Below are 22,400 nucleotides of genomic sequence, written 5' to 3' on the forward strand. Positions count from 1 at the left end.
CGTGGCGCACGTCACGCGGGCGAGCCATGAGCGGCATGGCGCGCGATGACCTCACCAAGGATGCCATGCACGCGTCCGCACTCGGCACAGCGCAGATTGTCGTCAAGCCGACGGCCGCCGCACCCGGCGCAGGTGCCCCGGTCCAACGGGTCCCGGTAACCCTCGAGGGCCTCGCACATCGCCCGGAGCACATAGTCGCTGAGCGGGAAGACCGCCTCGTCACCCGCGGTGCGGACGCCGACCAGTGCGACGGGTGGGACCCCTGGGGCGGGGTCGTAGGGCGCCACCCGCTCGACGAACGCGGCGACGACGGCGGCGGGATCTGACGAGGCTGTCACAGCGACAAAGTTAGGCCACCGGGCCGTAAGATCGCCCGACCACCCGGGTCCGGAGGTTCACAGTGGGCGTGGCACCGATGCAAGCAGCGGACCGGGCGTTCGCCCGGCCGGCACACCGAGGCTGGGCGGCGCTCATCGCGGTCGTGATCCTCGCGGTCCTGGGCACGTTCGCCGTGCTAGGGGTACGCCCACCCGCGGCGCGCCCGGCCACGGCACCGGCCGGCGAGTTCAGCTCGGCCCGGGCGTTCACGCACGTCGAAGCGCTCGCCGCGAACGGGCCGCACGTGGCGGGCAGTGCGGCGAACGACACGGCCCGGGAGCACATCGTGTCCACATTGCGCGGCCTCGGGCTCGACGCGCAGGTGCAGGACACGGTTTCCGTCCAGGGCCATCAGCTGTCGGCCAGCGCCGGCGGGATCGGGCTGGCTCGCGTACGCAATGTGGTCGCGGTGCTGCCCGGCACCGCGTCCACCGGCCGGATCTTCCTGGTCGCGCACTACGACTCGGCGCAGACGGGGCCGGGCGGCAACGACGACGCGGCCGGCACGTCAGCGATCCTGGAGACGGTCCGGGCCCTGACCAGCGGCCCACGCCCGCGCAACGACGTGGTCCTCGTGCTGACCGACGCCGAGGAGGCCTGCTTGTGCGGGGCCAAGGCGTTCGTCGACCAGCATCCGCTCGCCAGGGACGGCGGTGTGGTGCTCAACCTGGAGGCGCGGGGCAGCAGCGGCCCGGCGATCATGTTCGAGACCGCGGCGGACAACGCCGGGCTGGTCGGCGTGTACGCGGGCGTACCGCACCCGGTAGGCACGTCGTTCGCGGTCGAGATCTACCGGCTGCTGCCGAACAACACCGACTTCACGGCGTTCCGCGAGGTGGGCTTCACCGGCCTCAACAGCGCCTACATCGACGGCGCGGCGGTCTATCACACGCCGCTGGACACACCGTCCGCAATGGATCAGCGCAGTCTGCAGCACCACGGCGAGAGCCTGCTGGCGCTGACCCGCGAGCTCGGCGGCCGGGACCTGCCCGCGCTGCGATCCGACGGGGACGCGACGTACTTCCCGCTGCTCGGCACGCTCGTGCGCTATCCCGGCGCGCTGAACTGGCCGCTCGCCGCCCTGGCGCTGGCCGTGGTGCTCGCCCTGGCCTGGCTCGCCCGGCGCCGCGGCCTGATCACCGCACCCCGTCAGGCGGTCGCGTTCGGGCTCGCCCTGGTGCCGCTGCTGGCGGCCCCGGTGCTGGCCCAGCTGTTCTGGGCCCTGATCAAGACCATCCGACCGGGGTACGCCGAACTGCCGATCGACCCGTACCGTCCGTGGTGGTACCGGATGGCCGCGCTCGCGGTCGTGGCCCTCGTGACGTTCACCTGGTACGCACTGCTGCGCCGCCGGCTCGGCCCGGCCGCCCTGGCCATCGCCGGCCTCGCCTGGCTGGCGGTGCTCGGCCTGGTCCTCGCCGCGCTGGCCCCCGGCGGGTCCTACCTGACCGCGCTTCCCGCGCTGGCCGGCGCCGCCACCGCGCTCGCCGCGCTGCTGACCCCGCGGCGGTTCGCGGTGGGCTGGGTGACGCTCGGGGCCGCCGTCGCGGTGCTCGTGCTGGCGCCGACCGTGGTGCTGTTCTTCCCCGCGATGGGGATGAACCTGGCCGCCGCCGCCACGTTCCTCGCCGTGCTGCTGGCACTGGCGATCCTGCCGGTCGTCGATCTGCTGCACCCCGAGGCCGATGGGCAGCGGGGTCTCGACACGCTGCGGGCCCGCCGCCGGGGAGCACTGCCGGCGCTGGCCGCCGGCGTGGCCGTGCTCGCGTTCACCGCGACCGGGCTGGCGGTGGACCGCTTCGACCGGGAACACCCCGAGCCGACCCACCTCATGTACGCGCTGGACGCCGACACCGGTCAGGCCCGCTGGCTGAGCGAGTCCCCGGCCCCGGCCGACTGGACCACGCAATACGTCTCGGGCAAGCCCGCCCCGGTCACCGACCTGCTGCCGGCGTTCGGCGACGAGGCCCTGCTGAGCGGACCGGCCGAGGCGGCGGCGCTGCCCGCACCGTTGCTGACCACGACGTCGGACACGATCGCGGACGGGCTGCGAACCGTACGGGTGCACCTCACCCCGCAGCGCCCGAGCCGGCTGATCACGATGCACGTGGGCAGCACGGCGACGGTCACCGCGGCCACGATCGGGGGCCGCGAGGTGGCCACCGATCAGGTGGCCGGCGGCGCCTGGGGTTTCGGTTTCGTGTTCCACGCACCGCCCGCCGAAGGGATCGACGTGACGCTCACCGTCCGTACCGATGAGAAGCTGAAGCTCCGGGTGATGGACGCCAGCGACGGTCTTTCCGGGTTGCCCGGCTTCCGCCCCCGCCCGGCCGACGTCGGCATCGTCGGTTCACACAGCTCCGAGATGCTGGCGGTCGCCAAGACCTACGAGATCTAGCGGCCGCGGCCGCGACCCCGGCCGGTCGAGGTGTTGAAGCGGAAGTGGATGAACAGGCGGCCCCAGTTGTCGCCGTCCTTCTCGACCCGGTGGTAAAGCTGCTTGATCTCCTTCTGGTCGAGGAACCGCAGCACCTTCTTCTTGAGCGCCCCGCTCCCCTTGCCCGGGATGATCTCCACGAGGGTGGCCTTCTTGTCGATGGCCTCGTCGATGATGTCGCGCAAGGCCTTGTCGATCTGGGTGCCCTTGTTGAAGATGTCGTGGAGATCCAGCTTGAGCTTCACACCGGCCAGGCTACTCGTCGCCGTACGAGGTCCGGCCGCCGTTCTTGCCGACCCAGGCCTCCACCCGCTGCAGGGCCGTCTCGTAGTCGGCGTGCTGTTTCATCGCCGCCGCCAGCCGCAGGTGCGGCAGGGCCTCGCTGAACCGGCCGGCCCGCTCCAGGGTGCGCCCGAGCACGTGGTGCGCGTAGTGGTCCGACGGGTCCCGCTCGATCAGCTCCCGGAGCTGGGCCTCGGCGTTACCCAGCTGCGCCGAGTTGAAATACGCCCGGGCCAGCAGCAGGCGCACGGCCGCGTTGCGGGGCTCGGCCTCGACTATGGGCTCCAGCATGCGCGACGCCCCGAGCGGGTCGCCGGACTCGAAGACGAAATTTGCCCTGCGGTACTCCTCGAGAAGATCCATGAACGCGCTCCCCACGGTCGCTCACGCCGCCTACTTGACCAACGCTGGCACAACTCCGGCCGTACGGCGAGTGTTCCATCGCCTCCAGATTCCCGACTTTCCTGGGCATTCCGCAACCCTCGGGGCAGACAATGCCGGAGTGGGGGACTTCCCGCTGCACCTCGTCCAGGCTCCGGTCCGGCCTCGCTTCGGCCGGGCGAAGGCCGCGGCCATCGGGGTCGTGACGCTCGCGATGTGCCTGTTCCTGGCCGGCGCGACCCCCCGGCCCGAACTGCGGACCGCCGCGTTCGCGATCCCGGGCATGGACGAGATCGGCTCGCCCCCGGAAGGGCATTCCTGGGCGCCCGCCCCGGTCACCGGCCACGGGCTGCTCAGCCTCGCGACCGCGGACCGCGCCGGCTTCGCCCTGCACACCGCGTCCGGGGACGTGACCTTCCTGCCCGGCGTCAACCTGGGCAGCACCACCCCGGGCCATCTGCCCGGCGAGCTGGCGATCAGCGCGGAGCAGTACCGCACCTGGTTCGCGGCGATGGGCTGGCTGGGGCTGCGGGTGGTCCGGATCTACACCATCCATCCGCCCGCCTTCTACACGGAACTGGCCCGGTACAACATCGCCAACCCGCGCAGCCCGCTCTATCTCATGCAGGGCGCCTACTTCCCGGACGAGTCACAGGATCTCTACGACCCGGCGGTGACCAGGGGGTTCCAGGACGAGTTGCGGGACGCGAGCGCCGCGGTGCACGGCCGGCTCAGCCGCGAGCCGCGCCGGGGCCGGGCCGCCGGCACCTGGGACACCGACGTCACGCCCTGGCTGGCCGGATGGATCATCGGAATCGAGCTCGACCCGTACGCCGCGAGCGCCGTCGACCAGCGCAACACCGCGGCGCCGGCGGTCCGCGGCCGGTACTTCCAGAGCACCCCGGCGGCCTCACCCACCGAACGCTGGCTCGCCGCGCGGATGGACGAACTGGCCGGTTACGAGGCGAAGGAGGGGGTCAGTCAGCCGATCGCGTTCGTCAACTGGCCGACCACCGACCCGCTTCGGCACCCCGACGAACCGCTGGAGCAGGAGGACCTGTTCCAACTGGACGCCAACCACGTCCTACCGACCGGGAACTGGCCCGCGGGGACGTTCGCGAGCTATCACGCGTACCCGTACTATCCCGACTTCCAGCGACACGAACCGGCCTACCAGCGCTTCGTCCACGACGGCCGGACCGACCCGTACGCGGGCTATCTCACCGCCCTCGCCCGGCACCACCGGGACATGCCCACGCTGGTGACCGAGTTCGGCGTACCGTCCTCGATCGGCTCCGCCCACCAGAGCCCGCTCGGCCGCACCCAGGGTGACCACAGCGAGCAGGAGGCGATGCGGATCGACGCCGAGCTGCTCCGGCTGATCAAGGACGTGGGGCTGTCCGGCGGTTTCGTCTTCGCCTGGACCGACGAGTGGTTCAAGTTCACCTGGAACACCATCGAGCACCAGGACGGCGAGCGCCGCCAGCTGTGGCACGACCCGCTGACCAACGAGCAGCACTTCGGCCTGATCGCGACGGACCCCACCGGCTCCCCCGACGCCGGGCCGGAATATCTGCTCGACGACGAGGCCGCGTGGCCGGCCCGGCGGGTGATCGCCCGGGTCGACGAGGCGTACGTGCATCTGCGGGTCGGCCTGGGCACCCCCGATCCCGGCGCGCTGACCCTGGGTTTCGACGTCCTCCCCGGCCTGACCGGGCCACCCGCCCCGGGCACCGGCAACCGCGACGCCGACGCGGCGTTCGTGCTGGACCCGGTCGCCCGCACCGGCCAGGCCTACCTGCGCCGCGAACTCGACCCGGTGCCACTCGACTACGACGTGCCGGCCTCCCGGCGCGGTCCGGCGCCGGGCGGCTGGCGCCGCGTCGAGCTGATCGTCAACCGCGACCTGACCATCCCCACCACCGGCGAAAAACTCCCCACGGAACTGCAGAACGCCGGACTGCTCCGGTACGGCACCCCGCGGGACGACAGCCGGGCGCTCTGGTACCGCGACGGGGACGACCTGGTGGTACGGGTGCCCTGGGCGATGCTCGGATACGCGGACCCCTCGAAGCACAAGGTGGGACCGCGCCGGGAGGTCAGCCCCGGAGTCGCGGTCTCGGTGTCGGCCGCCGGCACCGACCAGCCGGTCGGCCACGTGACCTGGACCAACTGGAACCGCGTCTATTATCAGGAACGCCTGAAACAAGGGGCCGACCAGGTCCGCGACGCCGCCCTGGAGACGACGACACCATGATCATCCTCGGTTACCCTCACCGTCATGCCTGAGACGGACTTCATCGGGGACGGCGGCGGTTTCGCAACCCTCGTCTCCGCCCTGGTGGTCGGCTTCCCGGCGCTCGTCGGGCTGGCGCTCGTAGCGTTCGGGATCCGGACCTGGCTGCGGACCCGCACCCTCGCCACCGAGGGCGTCCAGGCCATCGCGGTGGTCGTCGACAACCAGCACGAATCCCGCACCGACGGCGAGATCATCTTCCGGCCGGTGGTCCAATTCCGGACCATGGACGGCCGCGAGATCACCACCGCACTCGAGAACGCGCCGAGCCGCCGCTCGCACATCGCCGGCCGCCAGGTCACCGTCGCCTACGACCCCCAGAACCCGGAACGAGCCAACGGCACCGGCGAAACCGGCTCCCGCAGCGGCGGAGGCATCGTGGCAATCATCGCCGGCACGGTCTTCATCGGCTTCGCAATCGTGGCATACCTGCTGGTCACAGCGATGACGCAGGCAAGCTCAGACTTCTTCGGCCCAGACTTCGCCGGCCCAGACTTCGCCGGCCTGGGCTGACCGGTCAGCCTTCCCCCGCCCACCCCCACGGCCGACTCGCCCCAGCCTCCATCCGGCGCGGGCCTTCCTCAGGCCGGCCTTCCTCAGCGCAGCCTTCCTCAGCACGTTCGGAGCGGTCGGTCTGAGCGGTCGGTTTGAGCGGTCGGTTTGAGCGGGATGGGCCGATGTGAGCGGTCAACCTGCTCGCCGGTGATGGGCCGGGCGGGGGCGACCGGCCGGCGGGCTCGGCGGCTTCCAGACCACCGGATCGCTGGGCGGCCGCCGGACCAGTGGCTCATCATCCGGCCTGCGGACCCGCGGCCTGATTGCCGGCCTCTGCAGCGGCGTCCCGCTCGCGGGCTTCCCACCCCGCGGCCCACGTCCCGGCTTCCCGGCCCGCGACCCGCGATCTGCCCTCTCTGCTGGCGTCCCGCGTGCCGTCTCCTCAACCTGCGACCCGCGACCCGTCTTCTCGACCCGCGACCCGCGTGCCGTTCTTCCTGCCTGCGACCCGCGCGCCGGCCTCCGGACCGGCGGGCTGCCTGCCTGCTTCCCGGCCGGTGTCTCGCTTGCGGGCTTCCGGACCAGGAGCGAGACGAGACCCAGGCCGACCAGCAGCGTTCCGACCGCGACCAGGGCCGACGGATCCAGCCCGCTCGACGGCACCCCACTGCCCGCGTCCGAGGGCAGCAACATCGAACGATCCACGCTGGGCACGACGCCGTCGACCGGCCAGTCAGTGGCCGGGACATCCGTGGCCGGGACATCCGTGGCCGGGACATCCGTGGCCGGGACATCCGTGGCCGGGACATCCGTGGCTGGGACATCCGTGGCGGGGGTGAGGGGGGTTGGAGTGGGGGCCGCTGCGGCGGGGGTGGCGAGAATTCCGGTCAGAGCCAGCGTGATGAGGGCGCTGCCCAGGGGTACCCGCACGCTTATTCTCCGCTCGACCGCCGGACACAATGCCGGAGATTATGCGGATTTTATTACTTTTAGTCTGTTTCCGACACGCGGGCCGGGGTGGTTCGGCACGAACGGTGGAGACGGGGCTCAGCTGGTGCGGCGGCCGGCGGCCGGGACCTCGGACAGGAACCCGTTGCTCCGGATCGTGTCCGCCGCGCTCACCGTGGCGAACGCGACCTGCTCCCCCGCGCCGAGCCGGGTGATCAGCGCCGGGCCGGGTCCGAAGACGGCCGCCACCGCGATCACCGCTGCCATCGCCGCTCCGACCACGCCGGCCGCTCGCCGTCGCTTGCCGGCCGGCTCCTCCTGAACCTCCGCCGCCGGACCCCCCGCCTCAGCCGCCGGCATCACAGCCAGGCCCACCGCCTCAGCCGCCGGCGTCACAGCCAGGCTCACCGCCGCCGGGCTCAGGGCTTCTGCCTGCGGCTTTGTGCGGCGCGGGCTTTCCTGCCAAGCCATCGGGTACGCGGTCCGGGTGATCGTCATCTCCGTCATGGCCATAACAATGAGTAGTCAACCCTTCCGCGTGCTGTGGCGAATCCATGGCTTTCCTGTGGACGCGACACACAGGTGCTACACAGGAAGCGGAAAGGCGCCGCATAGCGTCCCTCGCGAGACTAGAGGCATGACGATGGCGAACTCAGACACCAGCAACGAGCTCCGGCGCCCCGATGGGAGCCCGGTCCGCGTCCTCGTGGTGGATGACGAGCCCACGCTGGCGGAGCTGCTTTCGATGGCGCTGCGTTACGAGGGCTGGGAGGTGCGCAGCGCGGGTGACGGGCAGACCGCCGTGCGGACCGCGCGCGACTTCCGGCCGGACGCCGTCGTGCTGGACATGATGTTGCCCGACATCGACGGGCTCGAGGTGCTGCGGCGGCTGCGTGGGGAGTCGCCCGACGTGCCGGTGCTGTTCCTGACCGCCAAGGATTCGGTCGAGGACCGGATCACCGGGCTCACCGCCGGCGGCGACGACTACGTGACGAAGCCGTTCAGCCTGGAGGAGGTCGTCGCCCGGCTGCGCGGGCTGATGCGGCGGATGGGCCGCTCCCCGATGCGTACGGACTCCCAGCTCATCGTCGGTGACCTGAGCCTGGACGAGGACAGCCACGAGGTGCGCCGCGGCGACGACCTGGTGACGTTGACCGCGACGGAGTTCGAGCTGCTGCGCTACCTGATGCGCAACCCGCGCCGGGTGCTGAGCAAGAGCCAGATCCTGGACCGGGTGTGGAACTACGATTTCGGGGGCCAGGCGAACGTCGTCGAGCTCTACATCTCGTACCTGCGTAAGAAGATCGACGCCGGCCGCACGCCGATGATCCACACCATGCGCGGCGCGGGTTACGTCCTGAAGCCGGCGGACTGACATGGTGACCGCCGTCCACCGTCCCGCCCGCTGGCGCTCGCCGGCGGGCTGGTCGCTGCGGACCCGCCTGATCGCGATCATGATCGCGCTGCTCACCCTGCTCGGGCTCGCGGTGGGCGGCACCGCCGAGATCTATCTGCACAAGACGCTGTACACGCAGCTGGACGCCCAGTTGCAGGAGACCGCCAGCCGGGCGCAGGGCGGTCCCGGCGGCGGCGGAAACCCCAACTATCCGGGCATCCCGGGCGGTCAGCAGCAGCGGTTCCGGTCGATCCCGCCGCCGGGCGCCCAGGCCAACTCGATCTTCGTGAACCTGACGTCGGCCGGTGAGGTCAGTGCCGGCGGCCTCGTGAAGTACGGGCAGGGCACCGACGGCAACTACGACAACCAGTACGTGGCCCTGCCGGCCGCCACGGTCGCCGCGTTGCGCGCGGTCGCCGCCGACAACGATCCGGTCGACCTGGATCTCGGCTCGTACGGCGACTACCGGGTGGTCGCCCGGCAGAGCATCACCGGCGGTGTCGTGGTGGCGGCCCTCCCGCTCAAGGACACCCAGTACACGCTGCTGATCATCGCGCTGGTCACCGGCGGGGCGGTGCTCGTCACGCTGATCGTCGCGGGCTGGCTCGGCGCGGCCATCATCCGGCGCAACCTCAAACCGCTCAACCGGGTGGCGGCCACCGCGACCCGGGTGTCGGAGCTCAAACTGGACCGCGGTGAGGTGGAGCTCGCGCAACGGGTTCCGCAGGCGGACACCGACCCGCGCACCGAGGTCGGTGCCGTCGGGGCCGCCCTGAACCGGATGCTCGACCATGTCGGCAACGCGCTGGAGGCGCGGCACGCCAGCGAGATGCAGGTACGCCAGTTCGTCGCGGACGCGAGTCACGAGCTGCGCACCCCGCTGGCCGCCATCCGGGGCTATGCGGAGCTGAGTCGTCGCAGCCGGCAGCCCGTACCCGACGAGATCAGTCATGTCCTGCGCCGGGTCGAGTCGGAGGCCAAGCGGATGACCGCGCTGGTCGAGGACCTGTTGCTGCTGGCCCGGCTGGACGCCGGCCGGCCGCTCGCGCACGACCCGGTGGATCTGACCATGCTGGTGGTGGACGCGGTGAGCGACGCCCACGCGGCCGGGCCGGGGCACTACTGGCAGCTGGACCTGCCCGACGAGCCGGTGACGGTCACCGGTGACGGCCAGCGCCTGCACCAGGTGCTCGCGAACCTGCTGGCCAACGCGCGGACCCACACCCCGGAGGGCACCACCGTGGTGGTCGGCGTCGGCGCCGACCGGGGGGCCGCCGTGCTCCGGGTGACCGACGGTGGCCCGGGCATCCCGGCCGAGCTCCAGCCGCACATCTTCGAGCGTTTCGCCCGGGGCGACAGCTCCCGGTCGCGGGCCGCCGGCAGCACCGGCCTGGGCCTGTCGATCGTGCACGCGGTGGTCACCGCGCACGGCGGCACGGTCGGCGTACGCAGCGTCCCCGGCCGTACCGAGTTCACCGTGCGGCTGCCGATGACCGAGTCGCCGCAGTTCGGATACCTAGAGGCCGAGCCGCAGCCCGTCCATGAGTACATCCCGGAGATCGTCCAGTAACGCGGTGGCCGCGGCGCCGTCGGAGACGTGCAGGCGCAGCGGCACCGATTCGCTGTCCCGGCCGACGAGCACGTCGAGGGCGCACAGGGCGCGCCCGGAGAGTTCGCTGGTCACCTGCGGGCAGGCGGCCGCGCGGAGCCGGTCGTCGAGCCACGGCCGGCCCTGGGCGCCGGGCAGCCCGGCGGCGATCGCCGCGATGGCGGCCAGGGCCTGGGTCGGCGGAATCTCCCCGAGCAGCACCTGCGGGCTTTCCCAGACCCGGAGCACCACCAGGGCGACCGCTTCCCGCCGCTGCGCCGGGGCGAGGTCGGCGAGACCCTCGAGGAGGTACGGCGCGCTCGTCTCGTTCATGCATCTCATGTCAGCACACGCAACTTGCATCCGCCCATACCCCTCCTGACGGACACCTTCCGTGGTGGGCGGCGCGGCTTTGAGCTACAGTGACCGCGTGTCCCGTTGGTATTCGTGGTTTATGAGGCCGGCTCCCGCCGGTGTCTCAGCCATGAGTTAGTCCAGCCATGGATTCATGACCTGACGACACCCCAGCAGGGCCGGCCGAGGCAGCGACGACGTCGCTGCCTTTTCGTTTGTCACGAGCCGGCCCACGGCGATGCCATCCGGGGGTGCCGGCGGAGAGGACCACCGCTATGACCATCCCCGAGGTGCAGCGCGTCAGCGACCACCGCATCGAGTCCGTCGTGCCGCTGATGAGCCCAGCGCTGCTCCACCACGAATTACCGCTGACGCACGAGCTCTCCGCGAGCGTGCTGGAGAGCCGCCGTCAGGTGGAGGACGTGCTCAACGGCCGCGACCAGCGCCTGCTCGTCGTGGTCGGGCCCTGCTCGGTGCACGACCCGGTCGCCGCCGCCGAGTACGCGGACCGGCTGCGTGAGCAGGCCACCCGGCTCGCCGACGACCTGCTGATCGTGATGCGGGTCTACTTCGAGAAGCCCCGATCGACGGTCGGCTGGAAGGGGCTCATCAACGATCCCGGTCTGGACAACACCGGGGACGTCAGCAAGGGCCTGCGGGTGGCCCGGGCGCTGCTGCTGCAGGTGCTCGAACGCGACCTGCCGGTGGCGGTGGAGTTCCTCGACCCGATCACCCCGCAGTACATCGCGGACACGGTGGCGTGGGGGGCGATCGGCGCCCGTACCGTGGAATCGCAGGTGCACCGCCAGCTCGCCTCCGGTCTGTCCATGCCGATCGGCATGAAGAACCGTCCCGACGGGAGCATCGCCACCGCGATCGACGCGATCAACGCCGCGGCCGCCAAGCACGTCTTCCCCGGCATCGACGTCTCCGGCACCCCGGCGATCATGCACACCAGCGGCAATCCCGACACCCACCTGGTGCTGCGCGGCGGCAAGGGCCCGAACTACAGCGCCGAGGACATCGGTGCCGCGCTCGAGCTGCTGCGTGCGGCGGGCCTGCCGGAGCGGGTCGTGGTCGACTGCTCGCACGGCAACAGCAACAAGGACCACCTGCGCCAGCCGATCGTGGCGGACGACATCGCGGGCCAGCTCGAGGCCGGTCAGCGGGGCATCCGCGGCGTGATGCTGGAGAGTTTCCTGATCCCCGGGCGACAGGACCTGGGCGGCGAGCTCACGTACGGCCAGAGCGTCACCGACGCGTGCATGGGCTGGGATCCCACTGTGGAGGTTCTCGACCGGCTCGCCGCGGCTTCCGCGAAGCGCCGCACCTCCTGAGCACAACTCACAGACGCCGCACAGGAAGGGCATAAGGGTCCGACAGGCAGGCGGAAGAAAGTACGAGGGTCAGTGTGCTTCCGCCTGCCGTAAGGAACCTTGATGACCTCGACGTTGCCCGTACCGGACACGGCCGGTGTGGTGGAGCCGCCCGCGGCCGATCCGCCCGCGGCGCACCCTCGATCCCGGTGGACGGCGCTCTACCGGGGCCCCGCGACCGACGCGGCCTGGGTCCGCCCCTCTCTGCTCGCGCTGCTGGTGGTCACCGCGGTCCTCTACATCTGGGACCTCGGTGCCTCCGGCTGGTCGAACGCGTTCTACTCGGCGGCCGTGCAGGCCGGTTCGGAGAGCTGGAAGGCGTTCTTCTACGGCTCGTCGGACGCCGCGAACTCGATCACCGTCGACAAGACCCCGGCATCGCTGTGGATCATGGCGATCTCGGTACGGATCTTCGGCCTCAGCTCGTGGAGCATCCTGGTCCCGGAGGCGCTCATCGGCGTCGCCTCGGTCGGCCTGCTGTTCGCCACGGTCAAGCGCTGGTTCGGCCCGGTCGCCGGCCTGCTCGCCGGCGTGGTGCTCGCACTGACCCCGATCGCGGTCCTGATGTTCCGCTTCAACAACCCGGACGCGCTGCTCGTGCTGCTGATGATCGGCGGCGCGTACGCGACCCTGCGGGCGGTCGAGAACGGCTCCACCAAGTGGCTCGTGCTGGCCGGCACGCTCGTCGGGTTCGGCTTCCTCACCAAGATGCTCCAGGCGCTGCTGGTGGTGCCCGCGTACGCCCTCGCGTACCTGATCGCCGGGCCGCCGAGGCTGGGCAAGCGGATCGTGCAGCTGCTGCTCTCCGGGCTCGCGATCGTGGTCTCGGCCGGCTGGTACATCGCGATCGTCGAGCTGGTGCCGGCGTCGATGCGCCCGTACATCGGCGGTTCGCAGAACAACAGCCTGCTGGAGCTGACGCTCGGCTACAACGGGCTGGGCCGGCTCAACGGTGACGAGACCGGCAGTGTCGGCGGCGGTGGCAACAGCGGCTGGGGCGAGACCGGCATCCTGCGGATGTTCGACACCTCGCAGGGCAATCAGATCTCCTGGCTGCTGCCCGCCGCACTGATCGTGCTGGCCGGCGCATTGGTGCTGACCTGGCGCGCGGCCCGGACCGACGTGGCGCGCGCCGCGCTGATCGTCTGGGGCACCTGGCTGGTCGGCACCGGGCTGATCTTCAGCTTCATGCAGGGCATCTTCCACGCCTACTACACGGTGGCGCTCGCCCCGGCGGTCGGCGCGGTGGTCGGCATGGGCGCGGTGGTCCTCTGGCGGGCCCGCACCAATCCGTACGCGGCGGCCACGCTCGCGGCGGCGATCGGCGTGACGGCGTGGTGGTCGTTCCACATGCTCGGCTGGAGCCCGGACTTCGTACCGTGGCTGCGCTGGGTGGTGTTGATCCTCGGTCTGGTGGCCGCGGCCGGAATGCTGGCGTCGCTGCTCAGGCTGCCGGCGAAGATCGCGCTGTTCAGTGCGGGCGGTGCGCTGGTGGCGGTGCTCGCCGGGCCGGCCGCCTACGCGGTGCAGACCGTGTCCGAGCCGCACACCGGCTCGATCCCGACCGCGGGCCCGTCCGTCCAGGGTGGCGGCGGTTTCGGCGGCGGCGGCGGTCGCGGCGGCCCGGGCGGCGGCGGTGGACCCCGCGGTGGCGGCGGCTTCCCAGGGGGCGGACAGGGCGGCTTCCCCGGCGGCGGCTTCCCCGGCGGGAACCAGCAGGGCGGCACGACCCCGGGCCAGCAGGGCGGGACCGCTCAAGGCGGGACCACGCAGGGTCAGCAGGGCGGGACCACGCAGGGTCAGCAGGGCGGGACCACGCAGGGTGGCGGCACGCAGGGGGGCCGGCAGGGCGGCGGCGGGATGCGCGGTGGTGGGGGCATGGGCGGTCTGCTCGACGCCGCCACGGTCAGCGACGAGATGAAGGCCCTGATCGACGCGAACGCGGACCGGTACACCTGGGTCGCCGCGGCGGTGGGCTCGCAGAACGCCTCCGGTTACCAGCTGGCCACCGGCGACCCGGTGATGGCGGTCGGCGGCTTCAACGGCAGCGACCCCTCGCCCACGCTGGAGCAGTTCAAGCAGTACGTCGCCGACGGGAAGATCCACTACTTCATCGGTGGCAGCAGCATGGGGGGTGGTGGCACCAGCAGCACCGGTGGCAGCAACTACAGCTCGCAGATCTCCACCTGGGTGTCGGAGAACTTCACGTCGCAGACCGTCGACAACGTGACGCTGTACGACCTGACCACGCCGGTGCAGTAAGCCCACATCGGACGATCAGGCGCAGGCGGCTCCCATCCGGGGGCCGCCTGCGCCATGTGTGCGTAACAGCACTCACAGCCCTGCCACAGGTTCACCACACACCGGGCAAAGGCCCGGCGACGACCGTGAAGGGCATGAGCCTTTCCACGTTGCCGTCGCACGAGTCGGGTCCCGTGCGGGTCGTCGCCCCGGTCCTCGACGTCGTCGTCCCGGTCTACAACGAGGAGGTCGACCTCGAGCCGTGTGTGCTGCGCCTGCACGCGTACCTGGCGGCCGAGTTCCCGTACCGCTTCCGGATCACCATCGCGGACAACGCCAGCACCGACGCGACCGCGGACGTGGCCCGCCGGCTCACCGAGGCCCTGCCCGAGGTCAGCGCCGTGCACCTGAGCGAGAAGGGGCGCGGGCGGGCGCTCAAGTACGTGTGGACGCACTCGGACGCGGCGGTCCTCGCGTACATGGACGTGGACCTGTCGACCGACCTCGGCGCACTGCTCCCGCTGGTGGCACCGCTGATCTCCGGCCACTCCGACCTGGCGATCGGTTCCCGCCTGGCCCGCGGCTCCCGGGTGGTCCGCGGCGCGAAGCGCGAGTTCATCTCCCGCACGTACAACCTGATCCTGCGCGGCACGCTCTCCGCCCGCTTCTCCGACGCCCAGTGCGGTTTCAAGGCCATCCGCGCGGACGTCGCGACCCGGCTGCTGCCGATGGTCGAGGACACCGGCTGGTTCTTCGACACCGAGATGCTGGTCCTGGCCGAACGCGCGGGGCTGCGCATCCACGAGGTCCCGGTGGACTGGGTGGACGACCCGGACAGCCGGGTGGACATCGTCGCCACCGCGATGGCGGACCTGCGCGGCATCGCCCGGCTCACCCGGGCCCTCGGCACCGGCCGGCTGCCCCTGGCCGCGCTGCGCGAACAGCTGGGCCGCAACCCGCTGCCGGTCGCCGGCGTCCCCGCGGGACTCACCGGTCAACTGCTGCGCTTCGCCGCGGTCGGCGTCGCCAGCACGCTCGCCTACCTGGCGCTGTACGCGCTGCTGCGGACCGGCACGGGCGCCCAGTGGGCCAACCTGATCGCGCTGCTGGTCACCGCGATCGCGAACACCGCGGTCAACCGCCGGGTCACCTTCCGGGTACGCGGCAGCGACAGCGCCTGGCGTCACCAGGCCCAGGGGCTCGTGGTGTTCGGCATCGGCCTGGGCCTCACGAGCGGCTCGCTGGCCCTGCTGCACACCATGACGGCGCCGCCCACCTGGCTGGAGCTCGCGGTCCTGGTGATCGCGAACCTGGTCGCAACCGGCGTCCGTTTCCTACTTATGCGGATCTGGGTCTTCCGCGCGACGAAGGCCGCACCGGCAGACGCATGAATCGCATGTGAACACAACCCTGTCCACCATATGAATTCCGTGACCGGCGGGTAACAATGGAGGCATCGACCGGGACGGTCCCCCGCCTGGTCAGAGGCTCCTTCTGTCCGGACCCCGCCGGAGGTGCACATGCTCAACAAGGAAGACACCCGCCGGTTGGCGCTGCTCGAACGCCAGCTGCGCCGCGACGACCCGGACTTCTGCGCCCGCATGGCCGGCGGCCATCTGCGCCGGCGCGTCCCGATCTCGCTGGTCTTCGCCGCGACGATGGTCTGGGGCGTCGCCCTGATCCTCGCGGTGATCGGCTGGTGGGCGGCGGCCATCGTCTCGGGCATCTGGGCCCTGGTCATCATGGTCGCGATCGCCTACCGGGTCCGGGCCCCCAAGATCACCGCTCCGGACACTCTTCCGCCGGGCTGGTAGCCGGGCCGGTAGCCGGGTCCGCGGCTGAGTCCGCGGGCGGGCCGGCCGGCACCACCCGCTCGACCGTCTTCTCGACGAGCTGCCAGGCGAGGACCGCGGCGATGGTCAGCGGGATCATCACGTACCACCGGCCCAGCACGCCGAAGTCGGCCGAGCGGCCCATCGAGTGCAACACGCTGAGCACGGCGACCGGCACGCAGGCCACGCCGATGGCGAATCGTCGGGCCCAGACGCGGGTGGGGGCCGGGGCAGCGGTGCTTGTGCTCTCCATGTCGAAAATTCTGGCAGCGGACCGGCCCCGGCGGATCCGCCCGCAGCCGGAGATGCGGCTATGCCCTGGGGTATAGAACCGCCGCCGACGCGACGTCCCGGGCCCGGGCGACGACGTCGGCCTCCGCCTCGACGGCTTTGCGGGCCTTGGCGGACAGCGTGCCGAACGGGGTCACGGTGAGATCGACCCGTTTGCGGCCGGCGACCTTGGCCCGCCAGACGCCGGCGATCTCGCCGTCGACCAGCAGCGCGCCCGGGTTGCCGAGCGGGCGCCAGATCTCCTTCTGGTGTGCCCGTTCCGGGACCAGCAGATCCCGGTCCCGGGCCTGGAGCAGCGGATCCATCGGCGGGAGGAAGCGGACGCCGGCCATCGGCCCGTCCGCCTGCGGGGAATCGGCCGGCAGCCAGGCCTTGCGGCCGTCCACGGTCACCTCGGTCAGGCCCTCGGACGGCCAGACCTTCTTGATCTCGGTGGCGGTGCTGCCCAGATACTTCGCCACCTCGGCCGGGCCGGCCGGGCCGAGGAACCTCAGGTACGCGGTGATCAGGTCACCGATGCCCGCATTGGCCGACGGCTGGGGCGGGGCGTGCGGGATCGGGGCCAGCGTCGCGTCGCGGCCCCGGGACTCGACCTGGACTCCCCCGGCCAGACCGGCGTGCTGCCAGACGTTGCCCGCGATGTGCCGGGCGCCGCAGGGCTTGCAGTCGTAGGTGAGCTCTCTCGGCACGATCTTGCTGACCTTCGTGCTGGCCTCGCCACGCGGCATCGACGACGTCACCGCCGTGCGAAGCGCCGCCGCGGTGACCTCGAACGCCTTGAGCCCGAGTTTCACCCCGTCGAGGATCTGGGCGCTGTTGATCCGTGCCGACGCGTCCGCGTCGCTCACCGGCCACAGCGCCTTGACCAGCACCGGAAGGTCCGCCGCACGGTGCACGTGCGGGGCTCCACGGGCCGCCCAGACGGTGATCAGGCGGTCGTCGGCCAGGTCGGCCGAGGTGCGGGCGGCCAGCGCGACCTGGACCGAGCCGGGGGTGTACTCCTGCACGCCGAGGTCGAGCACGGGCAGGTCGGCGGGCCGGTCCGTGCCCCGGGAGGCGAGCCCGAGGGCGGCGACCCGGTGTGCCATGGCCTGTGCACGGTTCATCGGAACCTCCGTGTCGTCAGCCGCGACGGCCGCCGTACCGGCGGGCCGCGACGTTTCGCAGGCGTTCGAGCCGGGTGCTGCCCCCGGCCGCGACCTGCTCCCAGGTGTCGAGACTGCTGGGGCCGTACGGTCCCTCCTGCAGGATGGGCGGTTCGCCGGTGAGTTGGTAGCCGCAACGCCGGGCCACCCCCGTGCTCGCGGTGTTCGCCGGGTCGATCCGCAGCAGCAGGCGGCTCAGTCGCAGCGTGCCCCGGGCATAGCCGGAGAGCAGGGCGAGCGACCCCGCGGCCAGGCCACGACGGCGGTGCGCGGCGCCCACGAGGTAACCGATCTCGGCCTCGCGCAGACCGGCGTCGACGCCGAAGAGCAGGACCTCACCGAGCGGTTTGCCACCGTCGGTGGTGACCGCGAGCTGGATCCGGCTGCCACCGGTGCGGCCCAGCCGGGCGCGTTTGAGGTACGCGAGGCCGGCGTCGACACCGAACGGCGAGGGCATCGGGGTCCAGCGGGCGATCGCCGGCTCGTCGAGCATCGCCACCAGCTCGTCGAGGTCGTCGTCGCGCCACTCGCGCAGGATGATGCCGTCCCCGGTCAGGGTGATCGGGTACGGCAGCCGGCCCGGGGTCGTCATGCGCCGATCCTGCCCGGTGGCACCCGCATCCGGCCAGAGGGCGAGAGACGCCCCACAGAGACGGAATTCCGTCAGCTGCGGACCACCATGGGTGCCGCATCCCGCAATGCCCAGTCGTTACTGATGTCCGCGGCCGCGTGCAGCAGCGGCGGGAGATAGTCGTCTGTCAATTTTTCGACAGAGGTCTCGGCGGCGTGCACGGTCACGTTGAGCGCCGCCACCACCCGGCCGTCGCCGTTGCGGACACCGGTCGCGATCGACCGGATACCGAGCGCGAGGTCCTGGTCGGCGAGGGCCCAGCCCTTGACCCGGACCTCCCGCAGCGTGCGGTCCAGCTCCGGGCGGGGCGGCAGGACCCGGGCCGCGATGCCGGAGCGGGTCGGCTGCTCCAGCACCGCGTCCAGCTCGGCCGGCTCCAGCGCGGCCAGCAGGACCTTGCCCATCGAGGTCGCGGCGGCCGGAAACCTGGTGCCGATGGTCACGGACAAGGTCACGATCTTGGGTACGGCCACCCGGGCCACGTAGACGATGTCGGAACCGTCGAGCTGGGCCATCGACGTCGACTCGCCCGTCCGGGCGACCAGCCGTTGCATGTGCGGGCGGGCCACCTCCCACATGTCGAGGCTGTGGACGTACGCCATGCCGAGCTCGAGCACCCGCGGTGTGAGGGCGAACCCGCGCTCCTCGGCCCGGACGTAACCCAGCTCGGTGAGCGTGAGCAGGATCCGGCGCACCGTGGGCCGGGCCAGGCCGGTGTCGGCGGCGATCTCGCTGAGCGTCGACACCCGGCGGCCCGGCCGGAAGCTGCGCAGCACGTCAAGGCCCCGGGCGAGGGCCTCGATGAAGTCGGGTCCGGCTGCGCGTGTCACGGGTCAATGCTTCCATTCAGCCGAGCCGGCGTCGTACTCGGTGTACGTGTACGGATTATCGGTCACCTTCGCCTCCGGGACGTCCGGGTTCATCCCCTTCACCCAGGCCTGCTCGCCCATCGTCGAACGCAGGTGGTCGATGGTGTTCTCCACGGCGGTACGCGCGGCGGCCAGGTCCACGTCGACGAGCTTGTGGTCGCGCTTCACGATCCGCCCGTTGACCAGCACCGCTTCCACGTCGCCGCGCTGCGCCTGGAAAGCCACGTGACCGTACGGGTTGAGCACCGGGAACATCACCGGCGAGCTCTCGTTGCGGAGCAGCACGATGTCGGCTTTCTTGCCCACCTCGAGGCTGCCGACCTTGGCGTCCAGCCCGAGCGCGCGGCTGCCACCGCGGGTCGCCCAGTCGACGACCTGCTCGGCGCGCAGGTGCACGTTGGTGACGGTCTCGGAGCGGGCGTGCGCCTCGAGGTGCTCCCGGGACCGGTCGGCGCCGAGCGTGGTGCGCATCGCGGAGAACAGGTCGCCACTCCACCACACGCTGGTGTCCATCGAGAGCGACACCGGGATGCCGTGGCGGCGCAACGCCCAGGTGGGCGGGTATCCCTGCCCCGCGCTCTGCTCACTCTCGGTGGAGACGGAGACCGAGCCACCGGTGGCCGCGATGCGCTGGTACGAGTCGTCGTTCAGGGTGGCCGCGTGCACGTACACGGTGCCGGGGGTCATGAATTTGTGCTCGTGCATCAGCCGGATGCCGTCGTCGTTGGTGGCGCCCCACACCCCGGCGTGCGTGGTCACCGAGACGCCCAGCTCACGGGCCACCTCGAACGCCGCCTTCTCGGGGAACGCGGGGTCGCCGGTGACGTCGAACGCCATCTGGAAGCCGAGCATGTCGTCACCGGGGGTGAACCGCCGGGCGACGAAGTCGCGGAACTCCGGCGCCGCGGACCACTCCCACGGGCCCTGCTGGATGTTGCCGTACGCGAGCACGAAGCGCCCCGGCACCGCCTGCAGCGCGTCGACCGCGGCGTCCGCGTGCTGTGTGGTCTGCAGGCCGTGCGACCAGTCGACGGTGGTGGTGACGCCGGCGTCGATCGCCTCGAGCGCGGCGAGCAGGTTCCCGGCGTACACGTCCTCGGGACGGAACGTCTTCCCGTGTTCGAGGTAGTACCAGACGAAGTACTGGGTCAGCGACCAGTCGGCGCCGTACCCGCGCATCGCGGTCTGCCACATGTGCCGGTGGGTGTCGATCATGCCGGGCATCAGGATGCCGCCGGACGCGTCGATCACCGTGGCGCCCTCGGGGGCGGTCAGGCCGGTGCCGATCCCGGCGATGGTCTCGCCGATCACCAGCACGTCGGCGCCGGTGAGCACGGTGTGCGCGTCGTCCATCGTCACGACGGTGGCATTGCGGAAGAGAAACATGGGCGGCCCCTTCGAGAGAGCGGCGGACAACTGTCCGACCAGCGGTCAGTGCCGTTGGCCAGTGTGTTGCCGGTCACCCGCTATGTCAACAGCATGTTTCGTAGCGATGACCGTTGACAGTTCCAGGGGGCACAACCGAAACTCGATTAGCGCGGACGCCTGTCCGTAGAGCGGTCACATCTAAGGAGGGCGGCCCATGGGCGCACTGGACGGACTGCTCGTCGCGGACTTCTCCCGCATCCTCGCCGGCCCCTACGCGACGATGCTGCTCGCCGACCTCGGCGCCACGGTGGTGAAGGTGGAGAGCCCCGGCGGCGACGACACCCGCACCTGGATGCCGCCGGTCCGTGACGAGGTCTCCACGTACTACCTGGGGATCAACCGCAACAAACGATCCATCGCCCTGGACCTCAAGAACCCGGCCGACCTGGAGGTCGCGCAGCGGCTGGCGCACCGGGCCGACGTCATGATCGAGAACTTCCGGCCCGGCGGGCTCGCCCGGTTCGGCCTGGACTACGACACGGTGTCCGCGGCCAACAGCAGGATCGTGTACGCCTCGATCAGCGGTTTCGGCACCGGCGCGGGCGCGGGATATCCCGGGTACGACCTGATGGTCCAGGCCATCTCCGGGCTGATGAGCCTCACCGGGGACCCCGACGGGTCGCCGTACCGGGCCGGTATCTCGGTCTTCGACGTGATGGCCGGGCTGCACGCGAACATCGGCATCCTCTCCGCCCTGCACCATCGCGGGCAGACCGGCACCGGCCAGCACGTCGAGGTCAACCTGCTGTCGTCGGCGCTGTCCGGGCTGGTCAACCACTCCAGCGCGTACGTCGCCGGGGGCACGGTCCCGTTCCGGATGGGCAACGCGCACCCGAGCCTGTTCCCGTACGAGCCGCTGCCCACCTCGGACGGCGAGTTGATCGTGATCGCCGGCAACGACGGCCAGTTCCGCAAGCTGTGCCAGGTGCTGGGCCTGCCCGAGCTGCCGGACGACCCGCGGTTCGGGCGCAACCAGGACCGCACCCGGCACCGCGAGGAGCTGCGCCCGATCCTCATCGAGCGGCTCACCAAGCGCACCAAGGACGAGTGGTTCCGCGAGCTGCTCGCGGCCGGGGTGCCCTGCGCCCCGATCAACACGATCGACGGCGGGGTGGCGATGGCCGAGGAGCTCGGCCTCGACCCGGTGGTGACGGTCGGCGGGATCCCGTCGGTCCGTAACCCGATCACGTTCTCGGACACCCCGGCCGGATACCGGCTCCCGCCGCCCGGCCTCGACGAACACGGTGAGGAGATCCGCGCGTGGCTGACGAAGGACTGAGGTTCTCCACCTCACTCGGCACGTCCGACGAGACTCAGATCAAGCTGCTCGGCCAGGACCTGGCGGCCGACCTGATGGGCAAGGTCGGGTTCGGGGAGCTGGCGTACTGGCTGGTCGCCGGCCGGCGCCCGACGCCCGGACAGACCCGGGTGTTCGAGGCGGTGCTGGTGGCCCTCGCCGACCACGGGTTCACGCCGACGGCCATCGCGGCCCGGCTCACGTACCTCAGCGCTCCGGAGTCGATCCAGGGCGCACTGGCCGCCGGCCTGCTCGGCGGGGGCAGCCGCTTCCTCGGCGTGACCGAGGACTGTGGACGCTTCCTGCACGAGGCGCTGCCTTCCAGCACCGCCGAGGTCGACTGGGACGAGCTCGCCCTCTCGACCCTGCGCGGCGCCACCGGCCGGATCCCGGGGCTCGGGCATCCCGTGCACAAGAAACAGGATCCGCGCACCCCGGTGCTGTTCCGGATCGCCGAGGAGGAAGGGCTGCTGGGAGACCACCTGCGGCTCTTCGAGGCGATCGGCCGGGTGCACCCCCAGGTGCTCGGGAAGACGCTGCCGCTCAACGGCGCGGGAGTCTGCGGCGCGGCCCTGGCCGACCTGGGCCTGCCCGTCGACATCCTGCGCGGCTTCGCCCTGCTGGCCCGCACCGCCGGCCTGCTCGGGCACCTCGCCGAGGAGCGGCGCCGCCCGCTCGGCATGGACATCTACATGACGGTCGACCGCAACGCGGTCTACGAAGCCTGAGAGGAAC

21 protein-coding genes are annotated in these 22,400 nt (G+C 71.4%); 11 read left to right on the top strand and 10 right to left on the bottom strand.

Annotated features, from left to right (window positions below; genetic code table 11):
- Positions 1 to 11: 11 nt before the first annotated feature.
- Entirely contained in the window at positions 12 to 338 is a 327-nt protein-coding gene (locus ACIA6A_RS27105) for a hypothetical protein (RefSeq protein ID WP_396100667.1), read from the bottom strand.
- A 77-nt stretch (positions 339 to 415) separates the two neighbouring features.
- On the opposite strand from ACIA6A_RS27105, the gene ACIA6A_RS27110 reads away from it, so the two are divergent.
- The gene (locus ACIA6A_RS27110; RefSeq protein ID WP_396100668.1) at positions 416 to 2,776 is read left to right on the top strand and encodes a M28 family peptidase; all 2,361 of its coding nucleotides are present in this window, start codon (positions 416 to 418) and stop codon (positions 2,774 to 2,776) included.
- Here the strand turns inward: ACIA6A_RS27110 and ACIA6A_RS27115 are convergent.
- Positions 2,773 to 3,060 carry a Smr/MutS family protein gene (locus ACIA6A_RS27115; protein ID WP_396100669.1) on the bottom strand — a complete coding sequence of 96 codons (288 nt, stop codon included), beginning with the start codon at positions 3,058 to 3,060 and terminating at the stop codon, positions 2,773 to 2,775. The genes ACIA6A_RS27110 and ACIA6A_RS27115 overlap by 4 nt on opposite strands.
- A gap of 10 nt (positions 3,061 to 3,070) precedes the next feature.
- On the bottom strand, positions 3,071 to 3,460 hold the full coding sequence (locus ACIA6A_RS27120) for a tetratricopeptide repeat protein (protein ID WP_396100670.1): 390 nt from the start codon (positions 3,458 to 3,460) through the stop codon (positions 3,071 to 3,073).
- Between the two features lie 139 nt (positions 3,461 to 3,599).
- On the opposite strand from ACIA6A_RS27120, the gene ACIA6A_RS27125 reads away from it, so the two are divergent.
- The gene (locus ACIA6A_RS27125) at positions 3,600 to 5,735 is read left to right on the top strand and encodes a hypothetical protein (RefSeq protein ID WP_396100671.1); all 2,136 of its coding nucleotides are present in this window, start codon (positions 3,600 to 3,602) and stop codon (positions 5,733 to 5,735) included.
- 24 nt (positions 5,736 to 5,759) lie between these two features.
- Positions 5,760 to 6,287, top strand: coding sequence for a DUF3592 domain-containing protein (locus ACIA6A_RS27130; RefSeq protein WP_396100672.1), 528 nt, complete (start codon positions 5,760 to 5,762; stop codon positions 6,285 to 6,287).
- Positions 6,288 to 7,316: 1,029 nt separating this feature from the next.
- Here the strand turns inward: ACIA6A_RS27130 and ACIA6A_RS27135 are convergent.
- Positions 7,317 to 7,724 (bottom strand): hypothetical protein, encoded by a 408-nt coding sequence (locus tag ACIA6A_RS27135; RefSeq protein WP_396100673.1) that lies wholly within the window; start codon positions 7,722 to 7,724, stop codon positions 7,317 to 7,319.
- 130 nt (positions 7,725 to 7,854) lie between these two features.
- Here ACIA6A_RS27135 and ACIA6A_RS27140 point away from each other — a divergent pair, with 130 nt between their 5' ends.
- Together ACIA6A_RS27140 and ACIA6A_RS27145 are read left to right on the top strand one after the other, a co-directional pair.
- Entirely contained in the window at positions 7,855 to 8,592 is a 738-nt protein-coding gene (locus tag ACIA6A_RS27140; protein WP_396100674.1) for a response regulator transcription factor, read from the top strand.
- Position 8,593: 1 nt separating this feature from the next.
- Positions 8,594 to 10,183, top strand: coding sequence for a sensor histidine kinase (locus ACIA6A_RS27145; RefSeq protein ID WP_396100675.1), 1,590 nt, complete (start codon positions 8,594 to 8,596; stop codon positions 10,181 to 10,183).
- Here the strand turns inward: ACIA6A_RS27145 and ACIA6A_RS27150 are convergent.
- Positions 10,130 to 10,534, bottom strand: coding sequence for a hypothetical protein (locus ACIA6A_RS27150; protein ID WP_396100676.1), 405 nt, complete (start codon positions 10,532 to 10,534; stop codon positions 10,130 to 10,132). The genes ACIA6A_RS27145 and ACIA6A_RS27150 overlap by 54 nt on opposite strands.
- A gap of 296 nt (positions 10,535 to 10,830) precedes the next feature.
- Between ACIA6A_RS27150 and ACIA6A_RS27155 the strand changes: the two genes are divergently transcribed.
- The 4 genes from ACIA6A_RS27155 (at position 10,831) to ACIA6A_RS27170 (ending at position 15,986) form a co-directional block, all read left to right on the top strand.
- On the top strand, positions 10,831 to 11,892 hold the full coding sequence (locus ACIA6A_RS27155; protein ID WP_396100677.1) for a 3-deoxy-7-phosphoheptulonate synthase: 1,062 nt from the start codon (positions 10,831 to 10,833) through the stop codon (positions 11,890 to 11,892).
- A 102-nt stretch (positions 11,893 to 11,994) separates the two neighbouring features.
- Complete coding sequence (locus ACIA6A_RS27160; RefSeq protein ID WP_396100678.1) at positions 11,995 to 14,193, top strand: ArnT family glycosyltransferase; 2,199 nt, start codon at positions 11,995 to 11,997, stop codon at positions 14,191 to 14,193.
- 134 nt (positions 14,194 to 14,327) lie between these two features.
- The gene (locus ACIA6A_RS27165; RefSeq protein ID WP_396100679.1) at positions 14,328 to 15,563 is read left to right on the top strand and encodes a glycosyltransferase; all 1,236 of its coding nucleotides are present in this window, start codon (positions 14,328 to 14,330) and stop codon (positions 15,561 to 15,563) included.
- Positions 15,564 to 15,692: 129 nt separating this feature from the next.
- Positions 15,693 to 15,986, top strand: coding sequence for a DUF3040 domain-containing protein (locus ACIA6A_RS27170; protein ID WP_396100680.1), 294 nt, complete (start codon positions 15,693 to 15,695; stop codon positions 15,984 to 15,986).
- Here ACIA6A_RS27170 and ACIA6A_RS27175 read toward each other — a convergent pair.
- From ACIA6A_RS27175 to ACIA6A_RS27195, 5 genes are all read right to left on the bottom strand, one after another.
- A complete protein-coding gene (locus ACIA6A_RS27175) occupies positions 15,952 to 16,257 on the bottom strand; it encodes a hypothetical protein (RefSeq protein ID WP_396100681.1) in 306 nt (101 codons plus the stop codon). The two genes, ACIA6A_RS27170 and ACIA6A_RS27175, sit on opposite strands and share 35 nt — an antisense overlap.
- A 58-nt stretch (positions 16,258 to 16,315) precedes the next feature.
- On the bottom strand, positions 16,316 to 17,401 hold the full coding sequence (locus tag ACIA6A_RS27180; protein ID WP_396100682.1) for a winged helix DNA-binding domain-containing protein: 1,086 nt from the start codon (positions 17,399 to 17,401) through the stop codon (positions 16,316 to 16,318).
- A gap of 16 nt (positions 17,402 to 17,417) precedes the next feature.
- Positions 17,418 to 18,032, bottom strand: a complete 615-nt coding sequence (locus ACIA6A_RS27185; protein ID WP_396100683.1) for a GNAT family N-acetyltransferase — start codon at positions 18,030 to 18,032, stop codon at positions 17,418 to 17,420.
- Between the two features lie 71 nt (positions 18,033 to 18,103).
- A complete protein-coding gene (locus tag ACIA6A_RS27190) occupies positions 18,104 to 18,901 on the bottom strand; it encodes an IclR family transcriptional regulator C-terminal domain-containing protein (protein WP_396100684.1) in 798 nt (265 codons plus the stop codon).
- A gap of 3 nt (positions 18,902 to 18,904) precedes the next feature.
- Positions 18,905 to 20,326 (bottom strand): amidohydrolase family protein, encoded by a 1,422-nt coding sequence (locus tag ACIA6A_RS27195; RefSeq protein ID WP_396100686.1) that lies wholly within the window; start codon positions 20,324 to 20,326, stop codon positions 18,905 to 18,907.
- A 196-nt stretch (positions 20,327 to 20,522) separates the two neighbouring features.
- Between ACIA6A_RS27195 and ACIA6A_RS27200 the strand changes: the two genes are divergently transcribed.
- Together ACIA6A_RS27200 and ACIA6A_RS27205 are read left to right on the top strand one after the other, a co-directional pair.
- The gene (locus ACIA6A_RS27200) at positions 20,523 to 21,647 is read left to right on the top strand and encodes a CaiB/BaiF CoA transferase family protein (RefSeq protein ID WP_396100687.1); all 1,125 of its coding nucleotides are present in this window, start codon (positions 20,523 to 20,525) and stop codon (positions 21,645 to 21,647) included.
- Entirely contained in the window at positions 21,629 to 22,393 is a 765-nt protein-coding gene (locus tag ACIA6A_RS27205) for a citryl-CoA lyase (RefSeq protein ID WP_396100688.1), read from the top strand. The genes ACIA6A_RS27200 and ACIA6A_RS27205 overlap by 19 nt, the downstream gene beginning before the upstream one ends.
- The last annotated feature ends 7 nt before the right edge of the window (positions 22,394 to 22,400 follow it).

Origin of the sequence: Actinoplanes sp. NPDC051494 (genome assembly GCF_044454705.1) — a bacterium.
Taxonomy (GTDB): Bacteria; Actinomycetota; Actinomycetes; order Mycobacteriales; family Micromonosporaceae; genus Actinoplanes.